18 protein-coding genes, 1 tRNA gene and 1 riboswitch are annotated in these 17,437 nt (G+C 65.1%); of the genes, 12 read left to right on the top strand and 7 right to left on the bottom strand.

Going from position 1 to position 17,437, the window contains the following annotated elements; genetic code table 11:
• Nucleotides 1-1,226: serine hydroxymethyltransferase (gene glyA, locus ACYP5B_RS30565; protein ID WP_459572167.1), on the bottom strand; the 1,226-nt coding region annotated here is incomplete at its 3' end.
• Nucleotides 1,227-1,348: 122 nt separating this feature from the next.
• A riboswitch (ZMP/ZTP riboswitch) is annotated at nucleotides 1,349-1,451 on the bottom strand.
• A 173-nt stretch (nucleotides 1,452-1,624) separates the two neighbouring features.
• Here glyA and ybgC point away from each other — a divergent pair.
• The 10 genes from ybgC to ACYP5B_RS30615 all read left to right on the top strand — a co-directional run bounded on the left by ybgC (nucleotide 1,625) and on the right by ACYP5B_RS30615 (nucleotide 9,391).
• Nucleotides 1,625-2,029 carry a tol-pal system-associated acyl-CoA thioesterase gene (gene ybgC, locus ACYP5B_RS30570; RefSeq protein ID WP_043352192.1) on the top strand — a complete coding sequence of 135 codons (405 nt, stop codon included), beginning with the start codon at nucleotides 1,625-1,627 and terminating at the stop codon, nucleotides 2,027-2,029.
• Nucleotides 2,026-2,709, top strand: coding sequence for a protein TolQ (gene tolQ, locus ACYP5B_RS30575; RefSeq protein ID WP_043348531.1), 684 nt, complete (start codon nucleotides 2,026-2,028; stop codon nucleotides 2,707-2,709). Before ybgC ends, tolQ begins: the two co-directional genes overlap by 4 nt.
• A gap of 42 nt (nucleotides 2,710-2,751) precedes the next feature.
• Nucleotides 2,752-3,189 carry a protein TolR gene (gene tolR / locus ACYP5B_RS30580; protein ID WP_267603992.1) on the top strand — a complete coding sequence of 146 codons (438 nt, stop codon included), beginning with the start codon at nucleotides 2,752-2,754 and terminating at the stop codon, nucleotides 3,187-3,189.
• Between the two features lie 15 nt (nucleotides 3,190-3,204).
• Complete coding sequence (tolA, locus tag ACYP5B_RS30585; RefSeq protein WP_459572168.1) at nucleotides 3,205-4,359, top strand: cell envelope integrity protein TolA; 1,155 nt, start codon at nucleotides 3,205-3,207, stop codon at nucleotides 4,357-4,359.
• Nucleotides 4,360-4,591: 232 nt separating this feature from the next.
• Nucleotides 4,592-5,920 carry a Tol-Pal system beta propeller repeat protein TolB gene (tolB, locus tag ACYP5B_RS30590; protein WP_459572169.1) on the top strand — a complete coding sequence of 443 codons (1,329 nt, stop codon included), beginning with the start codon at nucleotides 4,592-4,594 and terminating at the stop codon, nucleotides 5,918-5,920.
• Between the two features lie 17 nt (nucleotides 5,921-5,937).
• Nucleotides 5,938-6,450 carry a peptidoglycan-associated lipoprotein Pal gene (pal, locus tag ACYP5B_RS30595; protein ID WP_267603991.1) on the top strand — a complete coding sequence of 171 codons (513 nt, stop codon included), beginning with the start codon at nucleotides 5,938-5,940 and terminating at the stop codon, nucleotides 6,448-6,450.
• Between the two features lie 18 nt (nucleotides 6,451-6,468).
• Complete coding sequence (gene ybgF / locus ACYP5B_RS30600; RefSeq protein ID WP_400093276.1) at nucleotides 6,469-7,227, top strand: tol-pal system protein YbgF; 759 nt, start codon at nucleotides 6,469-6,471, stop codon at nucleotides 7,225-7,227.
• A 152-nt stretch (nucleotides 7,228-7,379) separates the two neighbouring features.
• Nucleotides 7,380-8,063, top strand: coding sequence for a 7-cyano-7-deazaguanine synthase QueC (gene queC / locus ACYP5B_RS30605; protein ID WP_267603989.1), 684 nt, complete (start codon nucleotides 7,380-7,382; stop codon nucleotides 8,061-8,063).
• 65 nt (nucleotides 8,064-8,128) lie between these two features.
• Nucleotides 8,129-9,244 carry a YeeE/YedE family protein gene (locus ACYP5B_RS30610; protein ID WP_400093278.1) on the top strand — a complete coding sequence of 372 codons (1,116 nt, stop codon included), beginning with the start codon at nucleotides 8,129-8,131 and terminating at the stop codon, nucleotides 9,242-9,244.
• Between the two features lie 71 nt (nucleotides 9,245-9,315).
• Nucleotides 9,316-9,391, top strand: a tRNA-Lys gene (locus tag ACYP5B_RS30615).
• Between the two features lie 98 nt (nucleotides 9,392-9,489).
• On the opposite strand, the gene ACYP5B_RS30620 is transcribed toward ACYP5B_RS30615, so the two are convergent.
• From ACYP5B_RS30620 to ACYP5B_RS30640, 5 genes are all read right to left on the bottom strand, one after another.
• On the bottom strand, nucleotides 9,490-11,385 hold the full coding sequence (locus tag ACYP5B_RS30620) for a S9 family peptidase (protein ID WP_459572170.1): 1,896 nt from the start codon (nucleotides 11,383-11,385) through the stop codon (nucleotides 9,490-9,492).
• A 45-nt stretch (nucleotides 11,386-11,430) separates the two neighbouring features.
• On the bottom strand, nucleotides 11,431-12,570 hold the full coding sequence (locus ACYP5B_RS30625) for an AI-2E family transporter (protein WP_400093282.1): 1,140 nt from the start codon (nucleotides 12,568-12,570) through the stop codon (nucleotides 11,431-11,433).
• 163 nt (nucleotides 12,571-12,733) lie between these two features.
• Nucleotides 12,734-13,240 (bottom strand): DUF3318 domain-containing protein, encoded by a 507-nt coding sequence (locus tag ACYP5B_RS30630; protein ID WP_318234337.1) that lies wholly within the window; start codon nucleotides 13,238-13,240, stop codon nucleotides 12,734-12,736.
• On the bottom strand, nucleotides 13,237-13,617 hold the full coding sequence (locus ACYP5B_RS30635) for a phage holin family protein (RefSeq protein ID WP_267603986.1): 381 nt from the start codon (nucleotides 13,615-13,617) through the stop codon (nucleotides 13,237-13,239). The genes ACYP5B_RS30630 and ACYP5B_RS30635 overlap by 4 nt, the downstream gene beginning before the upstream one ends.
• 170 nt (nucleotides 13,618-13,787) lie before the next feature.
• On the bottom strand, nucleotides 13,788-14,105 hold the full coding sequence (locus tag ACYP5B_RS30640; RefSeq protein ID WP_324291756.1) for an ElaB/YgaM/YqjD family protein: 318 nt from the start codon (nucleotides 14,103-14,105) through the stop codon (nucleotides 13,788-13,790).
• A gap of 228 nt (nucleotides 14,106-14,333) precedes the next feature.
• Between ACYP5B_RS30640 and ACYP5B_RS30645 the strand changes: the two genes are divergently transcribed.
• Complete coding sequence (locus tag ACYP5B_RS30645) at nucleotides 14,334-14,972, top strand: peroxiredoxin (RefSeq protein ID WP_459572192.1); 639 nt, start codon at nucleotides 14,334-14,336, stop codon at nucleotides 14,970-14,972.
• Nucleotides 14,973-15,147: 175 nt separating this feature from the next.
• Here ACYP5B_RS30645 and ACYP5B_RS30650 read toward each other — a convergent pair whose 3' ends face one another.
• Complete coding sequence (locus ACYP5B_RS30650; protein ID WP_459572171.1) at nucleotides 15,148-16,341, bottom strand: acyl-CoA dehydrogenase; 1,194 nt, start codon at nucleotides 16,339-16,341, stop codon at nucleotides 15,148-15,150.
• A 225-nt stretch (nucleotides 16,342-16,566) separates the two neighbouring features.
• Between ACYP5B_RS30650 and ACYP5B_RS30655 the strand changes: the two genes are divergently transcribed.
• Nucleotides 16,567-17,382 carry an IclR family transcriptional regulator gene (locus tag ACYP5B_RS30655; RefSeq protein WP_459572172.1) on the top strand — a complete coding sequence of 272 codons (816 nt, stop codon included), beginning with the start codon at nucleotides 16,567-16,569 and terminating at the stop codon, nucleotides 17,380-17,382.
• Nucleotides 17,383-17,437 lie beyond the last annotated feature (55 nt).

The raw sequence follows: 17,437 nt of genomic DNA on the forward strand, positions 1-17,437 counted from the left end.
TTGGTCAGGGCCGCCACTTGCTCGCGCACGCTGGCGATGTTGGCCAGGTCGTGTGGGTTTTCCAGCACGTCGGCGACCAGGTTGGCCACCAGGCGGGCTTCTTCTTCCTTGAAGCCGCGGGTGGTCATGGCCGGCGAGCCCAGGCGGATGCCCGAGGTGACGAACGGCTTTTCCGGGTCGTTGGGGATGGCGTTCTTGTTGACGGTGATGTGTGCCTCGCCCAGGACCTTCTCGGCTTCCTTGCCGGTGATCTGCATGGCGCGCAGGTCGACCAGCATCACGTGGCTTTCGGTACGGCCGGAGACGATGCGCAGGCCGCGCTCGATCAGGGTCTCGGCCAGCACGCGGGCGTTCTTGACCACTTGTTGCTGGTAGGCCTTGAACTCGGGCGACAGGGCTTCCTTGAACGCGACTGCCTTGCCGGCGATCACGTGCATCAGGGGGCCACCCTGGATGCCGGGGAAGATGGCCGAGTTGATGGCCTTCTCATGCTCGGCCTTCATCAGGATCACGCCGCCGCGCGGGCCGCGCAGGCTCTTGTGGGTGGTGGTGGTGACGAAGTCGGCGTGCGGTACCGGGTTGGGATACTCGCCGGCGGCGATCAGGCCGGCGTAGTGGGCCATGTCGACCATGAACAGGGCGCCGATGGACTTGGCTACCTTGGCGATGCGTTCGAAGTCGATGCGCAGGGCGAAGGCGGAGGCGCCGGCGATGATCAGCTTGGGCTTCTTTTCCTGGGCCAGCTTTTCCAGCGCGTCGTAGTCGATGTCTTCGTTGGCGTCCAGGCCGTAGCTGACGACGTTGAACCACTTGCCGCTCATGTTGAGGGCCATGCCGTGGGTCAGGTGGCCGCCTTCGGCCAGGCTCATGCCCATGATGGTGTCGCCCGGCTTCAGCGCGGCAAAGAACACGCCCTGGTTGGCTTGCGAGCCGGAGTTGGGCTGCACGTTGGCGGCTTCGGCGCCGAACAGTTGCTTGACGCGGTCGATGGCGAGCTGCTCGACGACGTCAACGTACTCGCAGCCACCGTAGTAGCGCTTGCCGGGATAGCCTTCGGCGTACTTGTTGGTCAGTTGCGAGCCTTGCGCGGCCATCACGGCCGGCGAGGTGTAGTTTTCCGAGGCGATCAGCTCGATGTGTTCTTCCTGGCGCTGGTCTTCCTTCTGGATGGCGGCAAAAATCTCGGGGTCGATCTGGTCGATCGTATAGCGGCTGCGTTCGAACATGGCGAAAACTCGTCTGAAAAAAGGGGAATTCCGAATGGCTTCGGGGTAGGGCGCGCGGGGAAGGCACAGGCGACCGGCGTCGGACGCGTTAGCTATCCGGCGCAGGGCGCACCCTGCTTCCCATTCGCTGCCCAGGCGAGCGGCAGGCGCTTGAAACATCGCGCCAGAGAACTTTGCGCTTCCTCGTGGTAGTGCCCACTGACTTCGCCAGTCGCGCAAGATGGAATGGTTGGCGGCAGTTTAACGCGAGGCGCTGGCTCGCTGCAAGACGGTGTGGCGGGCCCGGGGCCGAGCCCGGCGCCGAAAGTCAATGCCTTGTCTGTCAGGCAATGTAAGTGTTGTAATGTCGGACAAGGGTTTACACCGGGTCGGGCCGGCTCTCCGCTACAATCGCGGCCATGAGCAACAATGTGTGGGCCTTGCGGGTGTATTGGGAAGACACCGACGCGGGCGGCGTGGTGTTCTACGCCAATTACCTCAAATTCTTCGAGCGCGCCCGTACCGAGTGGCTGCGCTCGCTTGGCATCGAACAGCAAGCGCTGGCCGATGAGTCCGGCGTCGTCTTCATCGTCAGAAGCACGGCGGTGGACTACAATGCCCCCGCCCGTCTGGACGACCTGCTTGAGATCCGGACACAGATTGAACGGGTTGGCCCGGCGTCGGTCCAATTCGCCCAGGAAGCCTGGCGTGGTGAGCAATTGCTGGCTACTGGCGCCATCCGGGTCGGGTGTGTTGATCGCAGCACATTCCGTCCGACTCCCATTCCCGCTCCCGTCCTTGCAACCATCAAGACCGCTCGATGAATCCCGTGACCGTCACGCAAGACCTGTCGATCATTTCGCTGGTGCTGCACGCCAGTGTGCTGGCACAGGCCGTCATGGCCCTGCTGCTGGTGATGTCCCTGTTCTCGTGGACATATATCTTCCGCAAGCATTTCTCCCTGCGCGCCGCGCGCACCCAGACCGAGGGTTTCGAGCGCGACTTCTGGGCCGGCGGTGATCTGCAGGCCCTCTACCAGAGCGCAGCCAACAACCGTCACAACACGGGCGCGCTGGAACGGATCTTCGAGTCCGGCATGGGCGAATACCTGAAGGCGCGCGAGCGCAACAACGACGCCGGCGCGCTGCTGGACGCCGCGCGGCGCGCCATGCGCGCGGCCTACCAGCGCGAGATGGATGTGATGGAATCGCATCTTCCGTTCCTGGCCTCGGTGGGTTCGGTCAGCCCGTACATCGGCTTGTTCGGCACCGTATGGGGGATCATGAACGCCTTCCGCGGCTTGTCCAATGTGCAGCAGGCGACGCTTGCCGCAGTGGCGCCCGGCATTGCGGAGGCGCTGGTCGCCACCGCCATCGGCCTGTTCGCGGCGATTCCGGCGGTCATTGCCTACAACCGCTACGCTACCGAAGTCGATCGCCTGGCCATCCGCTTCGAGAGCTTCATGGAAGAGTTCCTGAACATCCTGCAACGGCAGACCCGCTAAAGCGCCGAAGCCACCAACGTCTTCGGTCAAGGAGAACCAGCAATGGCAGCGATACAGCGCCGTGGCGGCTCGCGCCGCCGGGCCAGTGCCGACATCAACGTCGTGCCTTACATCGACGTGATGCTGGTGCTGCTCGTCATTTTCATGGTGGCAGCACCGATCGTGAACCCCGCCGTGGTTGACCTGCCCAGCGTGGCCAACGCCACCCAGCAGCAAAAGGCGCCTCCCATCGTCGTGACCGTGCATGAGGACGGCGCACTGACCGCGCGCGGCAAGGATAACGCTGGCAACAGCTTCGAGCGCAAGCTCGACAAGCAGGGCCTGATCGACTTCGTGCATCAGCGCCAGAACGAGAATCCCGACCAGCCGGTGGTGATCGCCGCCGACCGCTCGGTCAGGTACGAGGCCGTGCTCGACGTCATGTCGGTGCTCAAGGCCGACGGCGTGAAGCGCGTCGGCCTGATGGTCAAGCCCAAGTAAGCAGCGCCCCACGCGATGAAGACCGCCGCCTATCCTTATCAGCCGGCCCCGGAGCGGGGAACCCTGCGTTCCTTCCTGCTCGCGGTTTTCATGCATTTGTTGCTGGGCATCGTGCTGTATTTCGGTGTGCACTGGCAGAGCAGCACCCCGGTCGGCGCCGAAGCCGAGCTCTGGGATGAGGTCCCGGCCACTACCGCCCCGCGCCCACCCCCGCCGCCGCCCGAACCCCAGCCTATCGTACAAGCCCGGCCCGCACCCCCCGCGCCAGCGGTGAGGTCCCGTGCGGAAGAGGACGCCGAGATCGCCCTCCAGCAGCAAAAGCGCCGCCAGGCCGAGGCCGCCGCCCGCGAAGAGGCGCGCCAGCAGGCCGACCTGCGCGCGCGCCAGGAAGCCGACAGGCAGGAAGCCGCCCGCAAGGAGGCCGCCCGCAAGGACGCCCAGCGCAAGGACGACTTGCGCCGCGAAGAGCAGCGCCGCGAAGAACAGAAGAAGGACGACCTGAAGAAGGAAGCCCAGCGCAAGGAAGACGCGCGCAAGCAGGCCGCCTTGCAGGAGCAGCGCAAGGAGCAGGCTGAGCGCGAGCGCAAGGAAGCCGACGCCAAGGCCCGCGCCGAGGCCAAGAGCCGCGCCGAGGCCGATGCCAAGGCGCGTGCCGAGGCAGACGCGAAGGCGAAGGCAAGCGCAGACGCCAAGGCCAAGGCCAACGCCGAAGCCAAGGCCGCTGCCAACGCGAAGGCCAAGGCCGATGCCGATGCCAAGGCCAAGCGCGATGCCGCCGCCAATGCCCAGCGCCACAGCGAGCTGGCACGCCTGCAGGCCCTGGCGGGTGGCGGGGCGGCAGTCGGCGGCGCCGGCGGTGTCGGCAGCAGCGCAGGCAGTGGCGCCGGTTCCGGCGGCAAGGCCTCGCCTGGCTACCCGGATCGCGTGCGTCGCCGCGTCAAGCCGAATATCGTGTTCACCGAAGACGTGCCTGGCAATCCGGCCGCAGTGGTGTCCGTTCAGCTGGCGCCGGACGGCTCGCTGATGTCCGCGCGGCTGTCCAGGTCCAGCGGCAATTCGGGCTGGGACAACGCCGTGCTGCGCGCGGTGGAGCGCTCGGACCCGCTGCCCCGCGACGAAAACGGCAAGGCACCGGCCAGCTTCACCATCACCTTCAAGCCTAAGGATTAAGGGGTGCGGTGATGGCAACGGCACGGGATAATTCGAATTGCAACATATTGCAACCTACGTCGATGCTCGGTAGTCCCACCGCTACGATGACAGGTTGCCTGACGCAGCCGGCAAATGTGCCCGGGGCACCCGATACAGGCATGCGACATGCCTTCAGTCAGCCTGCCCGTACCATGGCTCCAGCTTTGCCGGCCGCGTTCGATATGAATATTGATCTCGACTGAGGAGCAGCATGCGAAAGCTTTGGGCCCCCCTTTGGCTGGCCGCGCGGCGGCACAGCACCCGCGCGCACGCCCTGTTTGCCGGGCTGGCAGTGGTGCTGGCCTGTTCGGCCGGCAGCGCGCAGGCGCAATTGAACGTTGAAATCACCGGCGTTGGCGCCAGCCAGCTCCCGATCGCCACGGCCAACTTCCAGGGCGAAGCACAGGCCCCCCAAAATCTCACAGCCATCATCCGCAGCGACCTGCAGCGCAGCGGCCGCTTCCGCAATGTCGACCCGGGCGGCGCCACCGTGGCGGAGTCCGCCAATGCCGACCTTGGCAGCTGGAAGGCGCGCGGCGCCGATGCCTTCGTGGCCGGCAGCGTGACACCCACCGGCAACGGCCAGTATGACGTGCGCTTCCGCCTCTACGACACCGTCAAGGGCACCAGCCTGGGTGGCCTGGCCTTCACCGTCAGCGGGAACCAGCTGCGCGTGACCGGCCACAAGATTGCCGACTACATCTACGAGAAGCTGCTGGGCGAGCGCGGCGTGTTTGCCACGCGGCTGTCCTATGTCTCGCGGGTGGGCGGGCGCTTCCAGCTGCTGATCTCGGACTCCGACGGCCAGAACTCCCAGGTGGCGCTGACCAGCAACGAGCCGATCATCTCGCCTTCGTGGTCCCCTGACGGCAGCAAGGTTGCCTACGTGTCCTTCGAGGCCAAGAAGCCGGTGGTCTACGTGCACGACCTGGCGACGGGCAAGCGCACGCTGGTGTCGAACCAGAAGGGCAACAACAGCGCGCCTTCGTGGTCGCCGGATGGCCAGCGCCTGGCGGTGGCGCTGTCGCGCGACGGCAATACCCAGATCTACCAGATCGGCGCCGATGGCTCCGGGCTCAAGCGCCTGACGCGCAGCAGCGCCATCGACACCGAGCCGCAATACGCGCCGGACGGCCGCAGCATCTACTTCACCAGCGATCGCGGCGGCGCGCCGCAGATCTACCGCATGCCGGCCGGCGGCGAAGAGGGCGGCGCAGCTCAGCGCGTCACCTTCAAGGGCAGCTACAACGTGAGCCCGCGCATTTCCCCGGACGGCAAGCAACTGGCCTATATCACCCGCAGCGGCGGCTTCAAGCTGCAGTTGATGGACCTCGGCAACGGCGATGTCACGTCGCTGACCGACACCGCTAACGACGAAGCGCCAAGCTTCGCCGCCAACGGCAAGTACATTCTTTATGCCACCCGGGTGGGAGGTCGCTCGGTGTTGGCGGCAGTGTCCACTGACGGGCGTACCCGGCAGGTTTTGTCGCTCCAGTCCGGCGAGGTTCGCGAGCCGTCCTGGGGACCATTCATGCAATAAACGAGGAGTTCCTAGCCATGACCAATATGATGACCAAAACCCTTGCCGTCGCCGCTCTGCTGGCCCTCGGCGCTTGCAGCTCCGGCGTCAAGCTGGACGACACCGCCAACGCCGGTGCCGGCAAGGGCACGCCTTCGACCGACGCTCGCGCCGTGGCGCCGGTGGACGTCTCGCGCGATCCGCTGAACGATCCGAACAGCCCGCTGGCCAAGCGCAGCGTGTACTTCGACTTCGACAGCTATAGCGTCAAGCCTGACTACCAGGGCATGCTGTCGGAGCACTCCAAGTACCTGGGCGCCAACAAGGGCCGCCGCATCCTGATCCAGGGCAACACCGACGAGCGCGGTACCAGCGAATACAACCTGGCACTGGGCCAGAAGCGCGCCGAAGCCGTGCGCCGCTCGCTGTCCTCGCTGGGCGTGCCGGAAAGCCAGATGGAAGCCGTCAGCCTGGGCAAGGAAAAGCCCAAGGCAACCGGCCACGACGAAGCCGCCTGGGCGGAAAACCGCCGCGCGGACATCACGTACTAATCTGCGGATAGCCATCTCATGAAAGCACGCGTCTCCAAGTTGGTATTGCTTACTGCGATGTCCTGCGCCAGCCTGCTGCCGTTGGCACAGGCGCGGGCCGGCGTGTTCGACGATGACGAGGCGCGCAAAGCCATCGTGAACATGCGCGACCAGTTCAACGGTTTCCAGGCGACCGCTTCGCAGCGTATCGACCAGAACAGCCGCGCGCAGCTCGAGATGCAGAACCAGCTCGAGGGCCTGCGCCAGGAAGTGGCGCGGCTGCGCGGCCAGAACGAGATGCTGCAGAACGAGGTGACGACGCTGCAAAAGCAGCAGAAAGACTACTACGCTGACCTGGATGCGCGCCTGAAGAAATTCGAGCCGCAGCAGGTCACCGTGGATGGTCGCGAAGGGCTGTCGCAACCGGGCGAGAAGACGGAGTATGACGCCGCGCTCAAGCAGTTCCAGACCGGGGACTTCAAGGGCGCGGGCAACGTATTCTCGGCTTTCATCAAGAAGTACCCGCAAAGCCCGTACGTGCCGCTGGCGCAGTACTGGCTAGGTAACTCGCTGTACGCGCAGCGGGACTACCGCGGCTCGACGTCGGTGCTGCAGAACATGGTGCAGGCCTATCCGGATCACCCCAAGGTGCCGGATGCGCTGATCGCCATCGCCAACAACCAGATCGAATCGGGCCAGAAGCCCGCGGCCCGCAAGACCCTGGAGCAGGTGGTGGCCAAATACCCCGGCACCGAGGGCGCGCAGGCGGCGAGCAATCGCCTCAAGACGCTGAAGTAGGCGCCCGGGAGGGTGGGGCGCTGGCACGCGGCCCAGGTGGTAGGCAGAAGACAAAGGGCCCGCTTTTCGCGGGCCCTTTGTCCTGGCCGCGCTAAAATATATGATTCGCCTCGAATTTTGCGTGGCGCCGCCAGGCGCCGCGCCCTGCCATCATGAAAAAACGCGCTATCGTCCTGCTTTCCGGCGGCCTGGACTCCGCCACCGTCCTTGCCATGGCCAATGCGCAGGACTTCGAGACCTATGCGCTGTCGATGCGCTACGGCCAGCGCCACTCCTCGGAACTGGAAGCCGCCAAGCGCGTGGCCGCCGCCCTGGGCGCGGTGCGCCACGAGATCATCGACCTCGACCTGCGCCGCTTCGGCGGCTCCGCGCTGACCGACGATAGCCTTGAGGTGCCCACCGACGGCGCCGTCGGCGGCATTCCGGTCACCTACGTGCCGGCCCGCAATACCATCATGCTGTCGCTGGCCCTGGGCTGGGCCGAGGCCATTGGCGGCCGCGACCTGTTCTTCGGCGCCAACGCGGTCGACTACTCCGGCTATCCGGATTGCCGGCCCGAGTATGTGTCCGCCTACGAGGCGCTTGCCAACCTGGCCACCAAGGCCGGCGTGGAAGGCGAGCGCATCCGCGTGCACGCGCCCATTATCGACATGACCAAGGGCGAGATCATCCGCGCTGGGGTCAAGCTCGGGGTGGACTACGGCATGACGGTGTCGTGCTACAAGGCCGACGACGACGGCCGTGCCTGTGGCGTGTGCGACTCCTGCCGCATCCGCCGGGCGGGCTTCGAGGCCGCTGGCGTGCCCGATCCCACCCGCTACCAGGGCGCCGCCTGACGGTTGCCGTTGCCACAAGCGCGCTTGCGCGCACCCACCCGTTGCGCTTCCCCCGCCGGACACCCATGCCCGAAATCGATATTGCCGCGCTTAGCCGTACCGTACTGGCGAGCACCTTCATCCTGACCTTCGCCTTTGGGGCGGTGCTCCAGCGCACGCACTTCTGCACCATGGGCGCGGTCTCCGACATCGTCAACATGGGCGACTGGACCCGCATGCGCATGTGGGGGCTGGCCATCGGCGTGGCCATGATCGGCACCGCCGCGCTGGCCGCGGGCGGCTACATCGATCCCACCAAGACCATCTATGCCGCCAGCAAGCTCAGCTGGCTCTCGGCCCTGGTGGGCGGGCTGATGTTCGGCTTCGGCATGGTGCTGGCCTCGGGCTGCGGCAGCAAGACGCTGGTGCGCATCGGCGCCGGCAACCTGAAGTCGCTGGTGGTGTTCGCCTTCCTGGGGCTGTCGGCCTATATGACGCTGCGCGGCCTGTTTGGCGTGATTCGCGTGAACACCGTCGATGCCGTGGCCCTCTCGCTGCCCACCACGCAGGACCTGCCCTCCGTGCTGGCGCAGGCCAGCGGCATGGCGCGCGCCACCCTGCAGCTCGGCATCGCGCTGGTGCTGGGCGGGGCGCTGGTGATCTGGGCGCTGGCCGGACGCGGCTTCCGTACCTTCGATAACCTGCTGGGCGGCCTGGCCGTGGGCCTGATCATCGTGGCCATGTGGTACGTATCCGGGCACCTGGGCTATGTCGCCGAAGATCCCAATACGCTCGACGAACTGTTCGTCGCCAGCAACAGCGGCCGCATGGAGAGCCTGAGCTTCGTCGCCCCCTACGCCTATACGCTTGACTGGCTGATGATGTTCAGCGACAAGAGCAAGGTGCTGACCATCGGCATCGTCAGCGTGTTGGGCGTGGTGGCTGGTGCCGCCGCGTATGCGCTGGTGACCCGCACCTTCCGCTGGGAAGGCTTTGGCAGCGCCGAGGACGTTGGCAACCATCTGGTGGGCGGCATCCTGATGGGCGCGGGCGGCGTGACCGCGCTGGGCTGCACCATCGGGCAGGGCTTGTCAGGCGTATCCACGCTGGCGATTGGCTCCTTTATCGCGCTGGCCGGCATCCTGGTTGGCGCGGTGCTGGGCTTCCGCTACCAGATATGGCGGCTTGAGCGCATGATCTAGCACGAGTAGTTCGCGTTCAAAGGTTGACTTTAGCGGCAAGATATTCCTATAATCGCGGCTTCAGTTTTTCCGGGTCGTTAGCTCAGTCGGTAGAGCAGCGGACTTTTAATCCGTTGGTCGCGTGTTCGAGTCACGCACGACCCACCAGCATTGCGAGAAGGCGTAGCGGGCAACCGCTACGCCTTTTTTGTTTCATGCCCCGCGCGTGGCTTTCGTAGTATTTCGGCGCGGATCACCCCCCTGGATCAACCCTTCTTGGCCAGGTGCCTGGCGAGAAACGCTTCCATGGCTTCGTAGAAGTCGAAGGTGTTTTCCTCGTTGTGAAAGCCGTGGCCCTCGTTTTCCTTGAGCAGGTATTCCACATCCACGCCGCGCGAGCGTAGCGCCTGGACGATCTGGTCGCTCTCCGCCTGCTTGACGCGCGGATCGTTGGCGCCTTGCGCCACCAGCAGCGGCGTGCGGATCCTGTCGGCGAAGAACACCGGCGAGGCATCGTGCAGGGCCTGGCGCTCGGCTTCGACGTTGGGGTTGCCGACCATCTCGTACAGCATGTCGAGCATCGGCTTCCAGTACGCGGGAATGGTCTCCAGCAGCGTGAACAGGTTCGATACGCCGACATAGTCGATGGCCGCGGCATAGCGGTCCGGCGTGAAGGCCACGCCTGCCAGCGTCGCATAGCCGCCATAGCTTGCTCCGTAGATCGCGATGCGGCTGGGGTCCACGATGCCTTGCGCGACGAGCCAGTCGACGCCGTCGTCGATATCGTGCTGCATCGTCTTGCCCCACTGCTTGAAGCTCGCCTCCCAGAACGCGCGGCCGTAGCCGGTGGAGCCGCGGAAGTTGATCTGCAGCACCGCGTAGCCGCGATTGGCGAGCAGTTGCACCTCGGGGTTGAAGCCCCATACGTCGCGCGTCCACGGGCCGCCGTGCGGGTTGACCACCAGAGGCAGGCCCTGCGGTGCAGGCTCTCCCGCGCTGGCCACCGGAAGCGTCAGGTAGCCGTGGATCTGCAGGCCGTCGCGCGAGGTGAAGCGGATCGGCTGCATGCCGGCCATGTCGGCTTCATCCAGCCAGGGCTGCACCTTGCCGAGCGTGACCAGTTTTTTTGTGCCGCTGTCGTACAGGTAGCGCGTGCCGGTGGTCTTGTCGCTCGACGCGGAGACGATCATGCGGGTCTCGTCGCGCGTGATGCTGGTGACGTGGTGCTCGTAGCCCGGCAGTTGCCGCTCCAGGTCGGCATGGATCTGCTCGGCGTGGGCGTCGAAGAAATGGCGGTGCGTCTTCCAGTCGGTGTACCAGGCGGCGGTCAGCACGCGGCGACGCCGCGAGTGGGACAGGCCGCCGACATCCACCTCGTCGTGCTCGAAGACCAGGCGGCCTTCCCGGGCCGTCTGCGGATCGAACTCGAAGATCGCCGTCTTGTCGCGGCCGCGATTCGACTGCACGTACAGCTGCTTGTCGTCGAAGGTGAAGAACAGCGGCGAGACCGTCTCGCGGAAGTCGGTGGTCAGGATCGGGCGGAAGGGCTCGTCCTCGGTATCGCGGTAGAGCAGGGTGGTGTTCACGCCGTCGCTGGCGCTTGCCACCCGCAGGCGGCCAGCGTGGTCGGTGCCCCAGCTCATCACGTTGCCGGGGTTCTCCGCGATCTGCACGGACTCGCCCGTGACGACGTCGACGCGCAGCACGTCGAATACCTCCGGGTCGCGCTTGTTGTGCGACAGCAGGACATGGCGGTCATCGTCCTCGAGATCGTCGATGATCTCCGCGCGCACGCCCGGGTACGGGGTCAGGTCGACGGGCTCGCCGCCGTCGATCGGCACCGACAGCACGTGGAAGTTCTCGTCGCCGCCAAAGTCCTTCGCATACAGGATGTGCGCGTTGCCCTTCCAGCTGTGGAAGGGCAGGTCGCGCTCGCTCTCGCGGGTCAGCGGCCGGGCTTCGCCCAGCAGGTTGCCATCGGCGTCGATGGCCTGCACGAAGACGTTCTGGCGGCCTTGGTGCCGGGCGAGGAAGGACAGGTGGCGGCCATCCGGCGAGATCGAAAACTGCGAGCGGTCCGGCTTGCGGAACAGCTCGCGCACGCTGTAGTGCTTTACCTTTGCCGGCGATGTTGCACCGGATGTTGGGTTGTCTTGACGCAATGCTCACTCCTTGGTGTGTTCGGTCCCGGCAAGCAGCGGCAGGGCTCAATCCGTACGCGCTGCTTGCCCGGTTTTGCCTTCGGGTGGCGCAGGTGGCTTTGGCTCCTTGTCCTGCGCGGCATCGCGGCGCTCGATTTCTTCGCGCGTGGACGTGGATAGGTCCCAGCTGGCGATAAACAGCGCGGCGATCAGCGGGCCGATGACGAAGCCGCTCAGCCCGAACAGCGCCATGCCGCCCAGCGTGGAGATCAGCACCACCCAGTCGGGCATGCGGGTGTCCTTGCCGACCAGGATGGGGCGCAGCACGTTGTCCACCGCGCCGATCACCACCGCGCAGAAGCCGATCAGAATGGAGCCCTTGCCCACGTCGCCGGTCAGCAGGAAGTAGATCGCCACCGGTCCCCAGATCAGCGCCGCGCCGACCGCCGGCAGCAGCGACAGGAAGCCCATCAGCACGCCCCACAGCAGCGAGCCCTGGATGCCGAGGAACCAGAAGATCAGGCCGCCCAGTGCGCCTTGCACCGCAGCCACGGCGATGTTGCCCTTGACGGTGGCGCGGGCCACGGTGGTGAACTTGCGCAGCAGGTGCTGCTTGTGCGGCTCGCTCAGCGGGATCGCCCGCATGATGAGCTTGGAAATCTGCGGGCCATCGCGCAGCAGGAAGAACAGCAGGTACAGCATCACGCCAAAGCTGACCATGAACTGGAACGTGTTCTGCCCGATGCTCAATGCCTGCGTGGCGATGATCTGGCTGGCCTGGGTAGCCCCCGTGGTGAGCTTTTGCTGGAGGTCGCTGATATCGGTCAGCCCGAAGCGGTCCAGCACCCTTGTCACCGACGGCGGCAGGGCGTGCACGGCTTGCTGGAAGTAGGCGCCGAAATTGATCTGGCCGGACTTGATCTGCTGGTAGACGGTGCTGCCTTCCTGGATCAGGGCGCCGGTGACAAAGATCAGCGGCAGCACCACGATCAGCAGGCACAGCGTCAGCGTGGTCAGCGAGGCCAGGTTGCGCCGGCCGCCCATGCGCCGGGTCAGCCAGTTGTTGGACGGCGTGAAGATGATGGCCAGGATGGCGCCCCAGAACACGGCGCCGGAGAAAGGCCACAGGACGAAGCAAAAGGCTACCGAGACTACTGCCAGCAGCAGGTAGAACGACTTTTGCTGCATATCCGCTCGTTGGGTCATTGCGCTGTCACCTTGCGTCGAAAAAGCGTTGGAGCGCGCGCCGCCATGGTGGCGTACGGCGGCTCGCCGCGGCGCGTGGCGCTCATTGCCTTCATTGCCGTATGGCAGGCCTCGGTAGGCAAGGCCGGCGCAGGTGGCGGCCTTGCATGGCGAAAACGCGGTGCTAACGCACCAGCGGGTCGCGGAACCCGGTGTCGACGGTGTCGGACGGGGGCTTGCGGGCAGCCTGGACGGAGCTTTTCTGGAAAGTCTCGTAGGCCCAGTAGCCGGCTGCGGCCAGTGCGCCGAACTTGGACAGCTTCCAGGTCCAGCGCAGCACCGGCGTCTTGCGTAGCAACGGCAGCGCCAGGGACACGGCCGTGCTGAGCATCGGGTAGTCCTTGGCCAGTCCGAGCAGCTTGAGCCAGGAGGCGGGCCGGGTCATGCGCGGCAGCCAGGTGCTGAATCGGCCGAGGCGGGTCGCGCTGCCTCGGACATGATGGAGCGCCTGGGCGCAGTCGTAGCGCTCCAGCGCGGCGCGCGTGATCAGCAGCTCCTTGCGAATGGCAAGGGGCAGGCGCACCTCGCGCGAGAAACGCACGGGGCGCTGGTGCGAGCGAGGCGCGTTGGAGGTGGATGCGGTGCCGGCCGCGTGATCGGCCGGCTCGCCTGGTGTGTGCGGTGTGCTCATCGGCGCAGGATCTCCCGGTCTTTATCGATCTCGGCCAGCGTGGCTTCGAACAGGGGCGGGGCATTGCGCACCAGATGGCGGGCAACCGCGAGGCAGATCGCGCAGGCGGCCAGGTAGACCGCCACCAGCACGCCCAAGGCCTGCCAGCGGTAGGTGTCCCAGAACACGATGGCGATCAGTACGGTCAGCGTCACCATGGCCAGGCCAAAGAACACCAGGCCGAAACAGGCCAGCAAGGCCATCTTCATCAGCCGGGAGCGTTCTTCCGCGAGTTCGACACTGGCCAGTTCAAGGCGAGTCTGCACCATCGCCACCAATGATCCTGCCAGGCTGCGCAGGGCATCCATAAACTTGGGGGAAGAGGTGGGGTCGCTCATGCAATTCCGGCGAAGGCGTGTAGCGGCGAAGCGCTGCACCTGCTGCAGACGGGACGCCCCGCCAGCGGTGCTTGACCGCCGGCGGGGCGTTGCCCGGCACCGCGCCGCGACGGGTGGCGGCCCAGGTGCAAGGCGTTCGGGTTCACGCGCGAGGCGGCAAGCCTGGCGAATTACTTGCGGTTCAGCAACAGGCCGATCAGCAGGCCGACGCCGGCGGCAACGCCGACAGCGCGCCACGGATGGTCATGGACGTAGTCGTCGGTGGCACGTGCAGCCGCCTTGCTCTTGGTGACCACGGCGTCCTGGAGGTCTTGGGCCTTCTCCTTGGCTTGTTTCAGCAGGCCCATGCCGCGCTCGCGCAGTTCGGCAGCTTTCTCGCCGGTGGTCGATGCCGCTTGCTTAAGCAGTTCTTCGGCATCGGACAAAACGGTCTTGACATCGCTCATCAGTTTCTCCTGTTTGCGGGCGGTGGTTTCGGATTGTGACATTTTGCCTTCCTCGCACGTTGTCGGGCAGCTTCTCGCCCTCTTTACTAGCATATGCGGGGAACCGCCGTGGTTTCAACACCACGAGTCCGACACAGCGTGTAGGACAGTGACGCAGGACAAAGGTCTTGATACAAAAAGGTGATTTTGTAGTGACTTTATATTCGTTTGGGTTGGATCGCAATCTCACTACACTGGTTCAACCCGAATTTGCCCTTTGAGGACACACTTATGACACTACGTCTTGGCGACATCGCACCCGATTTCGAGCAGGATTCCAGTGAAGGCCCGATTCGCTTTCATCAATGGCTTGGCGAGAGCTGGGGCGTATTGTTTTCACGCCCGGCCGATTTCACGCCGGTGTGCACGACCGAACTGGGGTTAACGGCGAAGCTCAAGGGCGATTTTGCCAAACGCAATGTCAAGGTCATCGCGCTGTCGGTCGATCCTGTCGAGTCCCATCGCGAGTGGATCAAGGACATCAACGCGACCCAGGGTACCACGGTCAATTTCCCCATCATCGCCGATGGCGACCGCAAGGTTTCCGAGCTGTACGACATGATTCACCCCAATGCCAACCAGACCCTGACGGTTCGCTCGCTGTTTGTGATCGACCCGAAAAAACAGGTCCGGCTGATCATCACCTACCCGGCCAGCACCGGGCGCAATTTCAACGAGATCCTGCGGGTGATCGATTCGCTGCAACTCACCGACAACCATAGCGTTGCCACGCCGGGCAACTGGCAGGACGGCGAGGATGTGGTGATTGTGCCCTCGCTGAAGGACGAGGACGTGATAAGGCAGAAATTTCCGAAGGGATACAAGGCCGCTCGGCCCTACCTGCGGCTGACGCCGCAACCCAACAAGTAAGCTGAAAAGCAGAAAGCCGGCCGGGGCGCGTAGCGCCGGGCCGGCGTACCGGTGTTGTACAACGATGGGCTCGCCCGTCGTCTCTCCTTGGTAGTGTGCTTGGCCCGGCTTTGCAGCCGGGCCTTTTTATTTCTAGCGGGAGAGTGGGAGAGCCCGGTCTGCGGACCGCGGCGCTTTAGAAGAATGCCTGGATGCCGGTCTGGGCGCGGCCCAGGATCAGCGCGTGGATGTCATGGGTACCTTCGTAGGTGTTGACCACTTCGAGGTTGACCACGTGACGGATCACGCCGAACTCGTCCGAGATGCCGTTGCCGCCGAGCATGTCGCGCGCCATGCGGGCGATGTCCAGTGACTTGCCGCAGGAATTGCGCTTCATGATCGAGGTGATTTCCACCGCGGCGGTGCCTTCGTCCTTCATGCGGCCCAGGCGCAGGCAGCCTTGCAGGCCCAGCGTGATCTCGGTCTGCATGTCGGCCAGCTTCTTCTGGATCAGTTGGTTGGCGGCCAGCGGGCGGCCGAACTGCTTGCGGTCCAGCGTGTACTGGCGGGCGGTATGCCAGCAGAACTCTGCAGCGCCCAGGGCGCCCCAGGCGATGCCGTAGCGGGCCGAGTTCAGGCAGGTGAAGGGACCCTTCAGGCCCGATACGCCCGGCATCAGGTTCTCTTCCGGCACGAACACCTGGTCCATGACGATTTCGCCGGTGATCGAGGTGCGCAGGCCAACCTTGCCATGGATGGCAGGTGCCGACAGGCCCTTCCAGCCCTTTTCCAGGATGAAGCCGCGGATGGCTTCCTTGCCGTCGTCGCCGACCAGCTTTCCCCACACCACGAACACGTCGGCGATCGGCGAGTTGGTGATCCACATCTTGGCGCCGGACAGCTCATAGCCACCCGCCACCTTCTTGGCGCGCGTGATCATGGAGCCCGGGTCGGAGCCGTGGTTCGGCTCGGTCAGGCCGAAGCAGCCAATCCATTCGCCGGTGGCCAGCTTGGGCAGGTATTTCTGCTTTTGCGCTTCGGTGCCGAATTCGTGGATCGGCACCATCACCAGCGATGACTGCACGCTCATCATCGAGCGATAGCCCGAATCCACCCGCTCCACTTCACGCGCGATCAGGCCGTAGGCCACGTAGTTCAGGCCGGGGCCGCCGTATTCCTCGGGAATGGTCGGGCCCAGCAGGCCGAGCTCGCCCATTTCGCGGAAGATCTCGATGTCGGTCTTCTCATTGCGGAACGATTGCAGTACGCGCGGGGCGAGCTTGTCCTGGCAATAGGCCAGGGCGGCGTCGCGCACCATGCGCTCGTCGGCGCTCAGCTGGTCGTCCAGCAACAGCGGGTCAGCCCAGTGGAATTCGGCGTTGGCAGCCATGTAGGTCTCCTTCGGTAGTGCAGGTCTAGTGCAGGTCGGGATGGGCGGCCTCGCGGGCCAACCCTGAATTCAGCAAGTATCGGCGCATTCCGCGGTCCGCCGAAGTGCTTTTGCGGTTCCGCATTGCGGAACTCTGTTCCGATGATGTAGTATATCGCAATGCGCGGTCCGTGCAATAGGGCGCGCCGCTTTCATCTGCCTTCATCCCATCCGCGGAGATCACTTTTGGCCACTGAATCGCAAGCCACGCCTGCGGCGGATGCCGCCAGCGTCACACCGCGCGAGAGCGATCCTAATTTTGTTACCGCACTGGCGCGCGGCCTTGAACTGCTGCGTTGCTTCCGCACCGGCGAGTCGATGCTGGGCAACCAGGATTTCGTGCGCCGCACGGGTTTTCCCAAAGCCACCGTGAGCCGGCTGGCCGGCACGCTGGTGCAACTGGGCTACCTGCGCTATGACGATAGCCTGGGCAAGTACGCGCTCGATGCCGGCGTGCTGGCGCTGGGCTATTCCTACCTGTCCGCTTCCAATGTGGTGACGCTGGCGCGCCCGCATATGCTGGCGTTCGCCCAGGCTTACGGCGTGTCGGTATCGCTGGGCAAGCGCGAGCGCATGGAGGTGATCTATCTTGAGTCGATCCGCAACGATGCGGGGGTGATGCTGGGGCTGGGAGTGGGGTCGCGGCTCTCGCTGGTGTCGAGTTCGATGGGCCGCGCCTACCTGGCTGCGTTGCCGGCGGCCAAGCGCGAACGCGTGCTGGCGGAATTTGCCCTGGCCTATCCCGAGCAGTGGAAAACCCAGGAGGCGGCCATGCGCGCCACGGTGGCGCAGGCGTCTACCCTGGGCTATGCGGCGTCGTTCCGCGACTGGCACCCGGCCATCCACGCGTGCGCGGTGGCATTCCGTCCGGTGGGGGAAAAGGAGCTGCACATGCTGAGCTGCAGCGCATCCTATGGCTCGGTGGAGGAAGCGGTGTTCCACGACAAGCTGGCGCCGGCCTTGCGCGCGCTGGCGGCACGGCTGTCGGACCCGGCGCTCTGAAGTTGGCGAGGCGGTGCCGTCCCGGCGCCGCCTCGCCAACGCTGTCGCGTACAGA

Source organism: Cupriavidus sp. 8B (genome assembly GCF_054589115.1).

What these genes read in the sequence shown, in the direction of transcription:
- ybgC (WP_043352192.1), top strand. Translation starts at nt 1,625, where the DNA reads ATGAGCAACAATGTGTGGGCCTTGCGGGTGTATTGGGAAGACACCGAC.
- tolQ (WP_043348531.1), top strand. Translation starts at nt 2,026, where the DNA reads ATGAATCCCGTGACCGTCACGCAAGACCTGTCGATCATTTCGCTGGTG.
- tolR (WP_267603992.1), top strand. Translation starts at nt 2,752, where the DNA reads ATGGCAGCGATACAGCGCCGTGGCGGCTCGCGCCGCCGGGCCAGTGCC.
- tolA (WP_459572168.1), top strand. Translation starts at nt 3,205, where the DNA reads ATGAAGACCGCCGCCTATCCTTATCAGCCGGCCCCGGAGCGGGGAACC.
- tolB (WP_459572169.1), top strand. Translation starts at nt 4,592, where the DNA reads ATGCGAAAGCTTTGGGCCCCCCTTTGGCTGGCCGCGCGGCGGCACAGC.
- pal (WP_267603991.1), top strand. Translation starts at nt 5,938, where the DNA reads ATGACCAATATGATGACCAAAACCCTTGCCGTCGCCGCTCTGCTGGCC.
- ybgF (WP_400093276.1), top strand. Translation starts at nt 6,469, where the DNA reads ATGAAAGCACGCGTCTCCAAGTTGGTATTGCTTACTGCGATGTCCTGC.
- queC (WP_267603989.1), top strand. Translation starts at nt 7,380, where the DNA reads ATGAAAAAACGCGCTATCGTCCTGCTTTCCGGCGGCCTGGACTCCGCC.
- ACYP5B_RS30610 (WP_400093278.1), top strand. Translation starts at nt 8,129, where the DNA reads ATGCCCGAAATCGATATTGCCGCGCTTAGCCGTACCGTACTGGCGAGC.
- ACYP5B_RS30625 (WP_400093282.1), bottom strand. Translation starts at nt 12,570, where the DNA reads ATGACCCAACGAGCGGATATGCAGCAAAAGTCGTTCTACCTGCTGCTG.
- ACYP5B_RS30630 (WP_318234337.1), bottom strand. Translation starts at nt 13,240, where the DNA reads ATGAGCACACCGCACACACCAGGCGAGCCGGCCGATCACGCGGCCGGC.
- ACYP5B_RS30635 (WP_267603986.1), bottom strand. Translation starts at nt 13,617, where the DNA reads ATGAGCGACCCCACCTCTTCCCCCAAGTTTATGGATGCCCTGCGCAGC.
- ACYP5B_RS30640 (WP_324291756.1), bottom strand. Translation starts at nt 14,105, where the DNA reads ATGTCACAATCCGAAACCACCGCCCGCAAACAGGAGAAACTGATGAGC.
- ACYP5B_RS30645 (WP_459572192.1), top strand. Translation starts at nt 14,334, where the DNA reads ATGACACTACGTCTTGGCGACATCGCACCCGATTTCGAGCAGGATTCC.
- ACYP5B_RS30650 (WP_459572171.1), bottom strand. Translation starts at nt 16,341, where the DNA reads ATGGCTGCCAACGCCGAATTCCACTGGGCTGACCCGCTGTTGCTGGAC.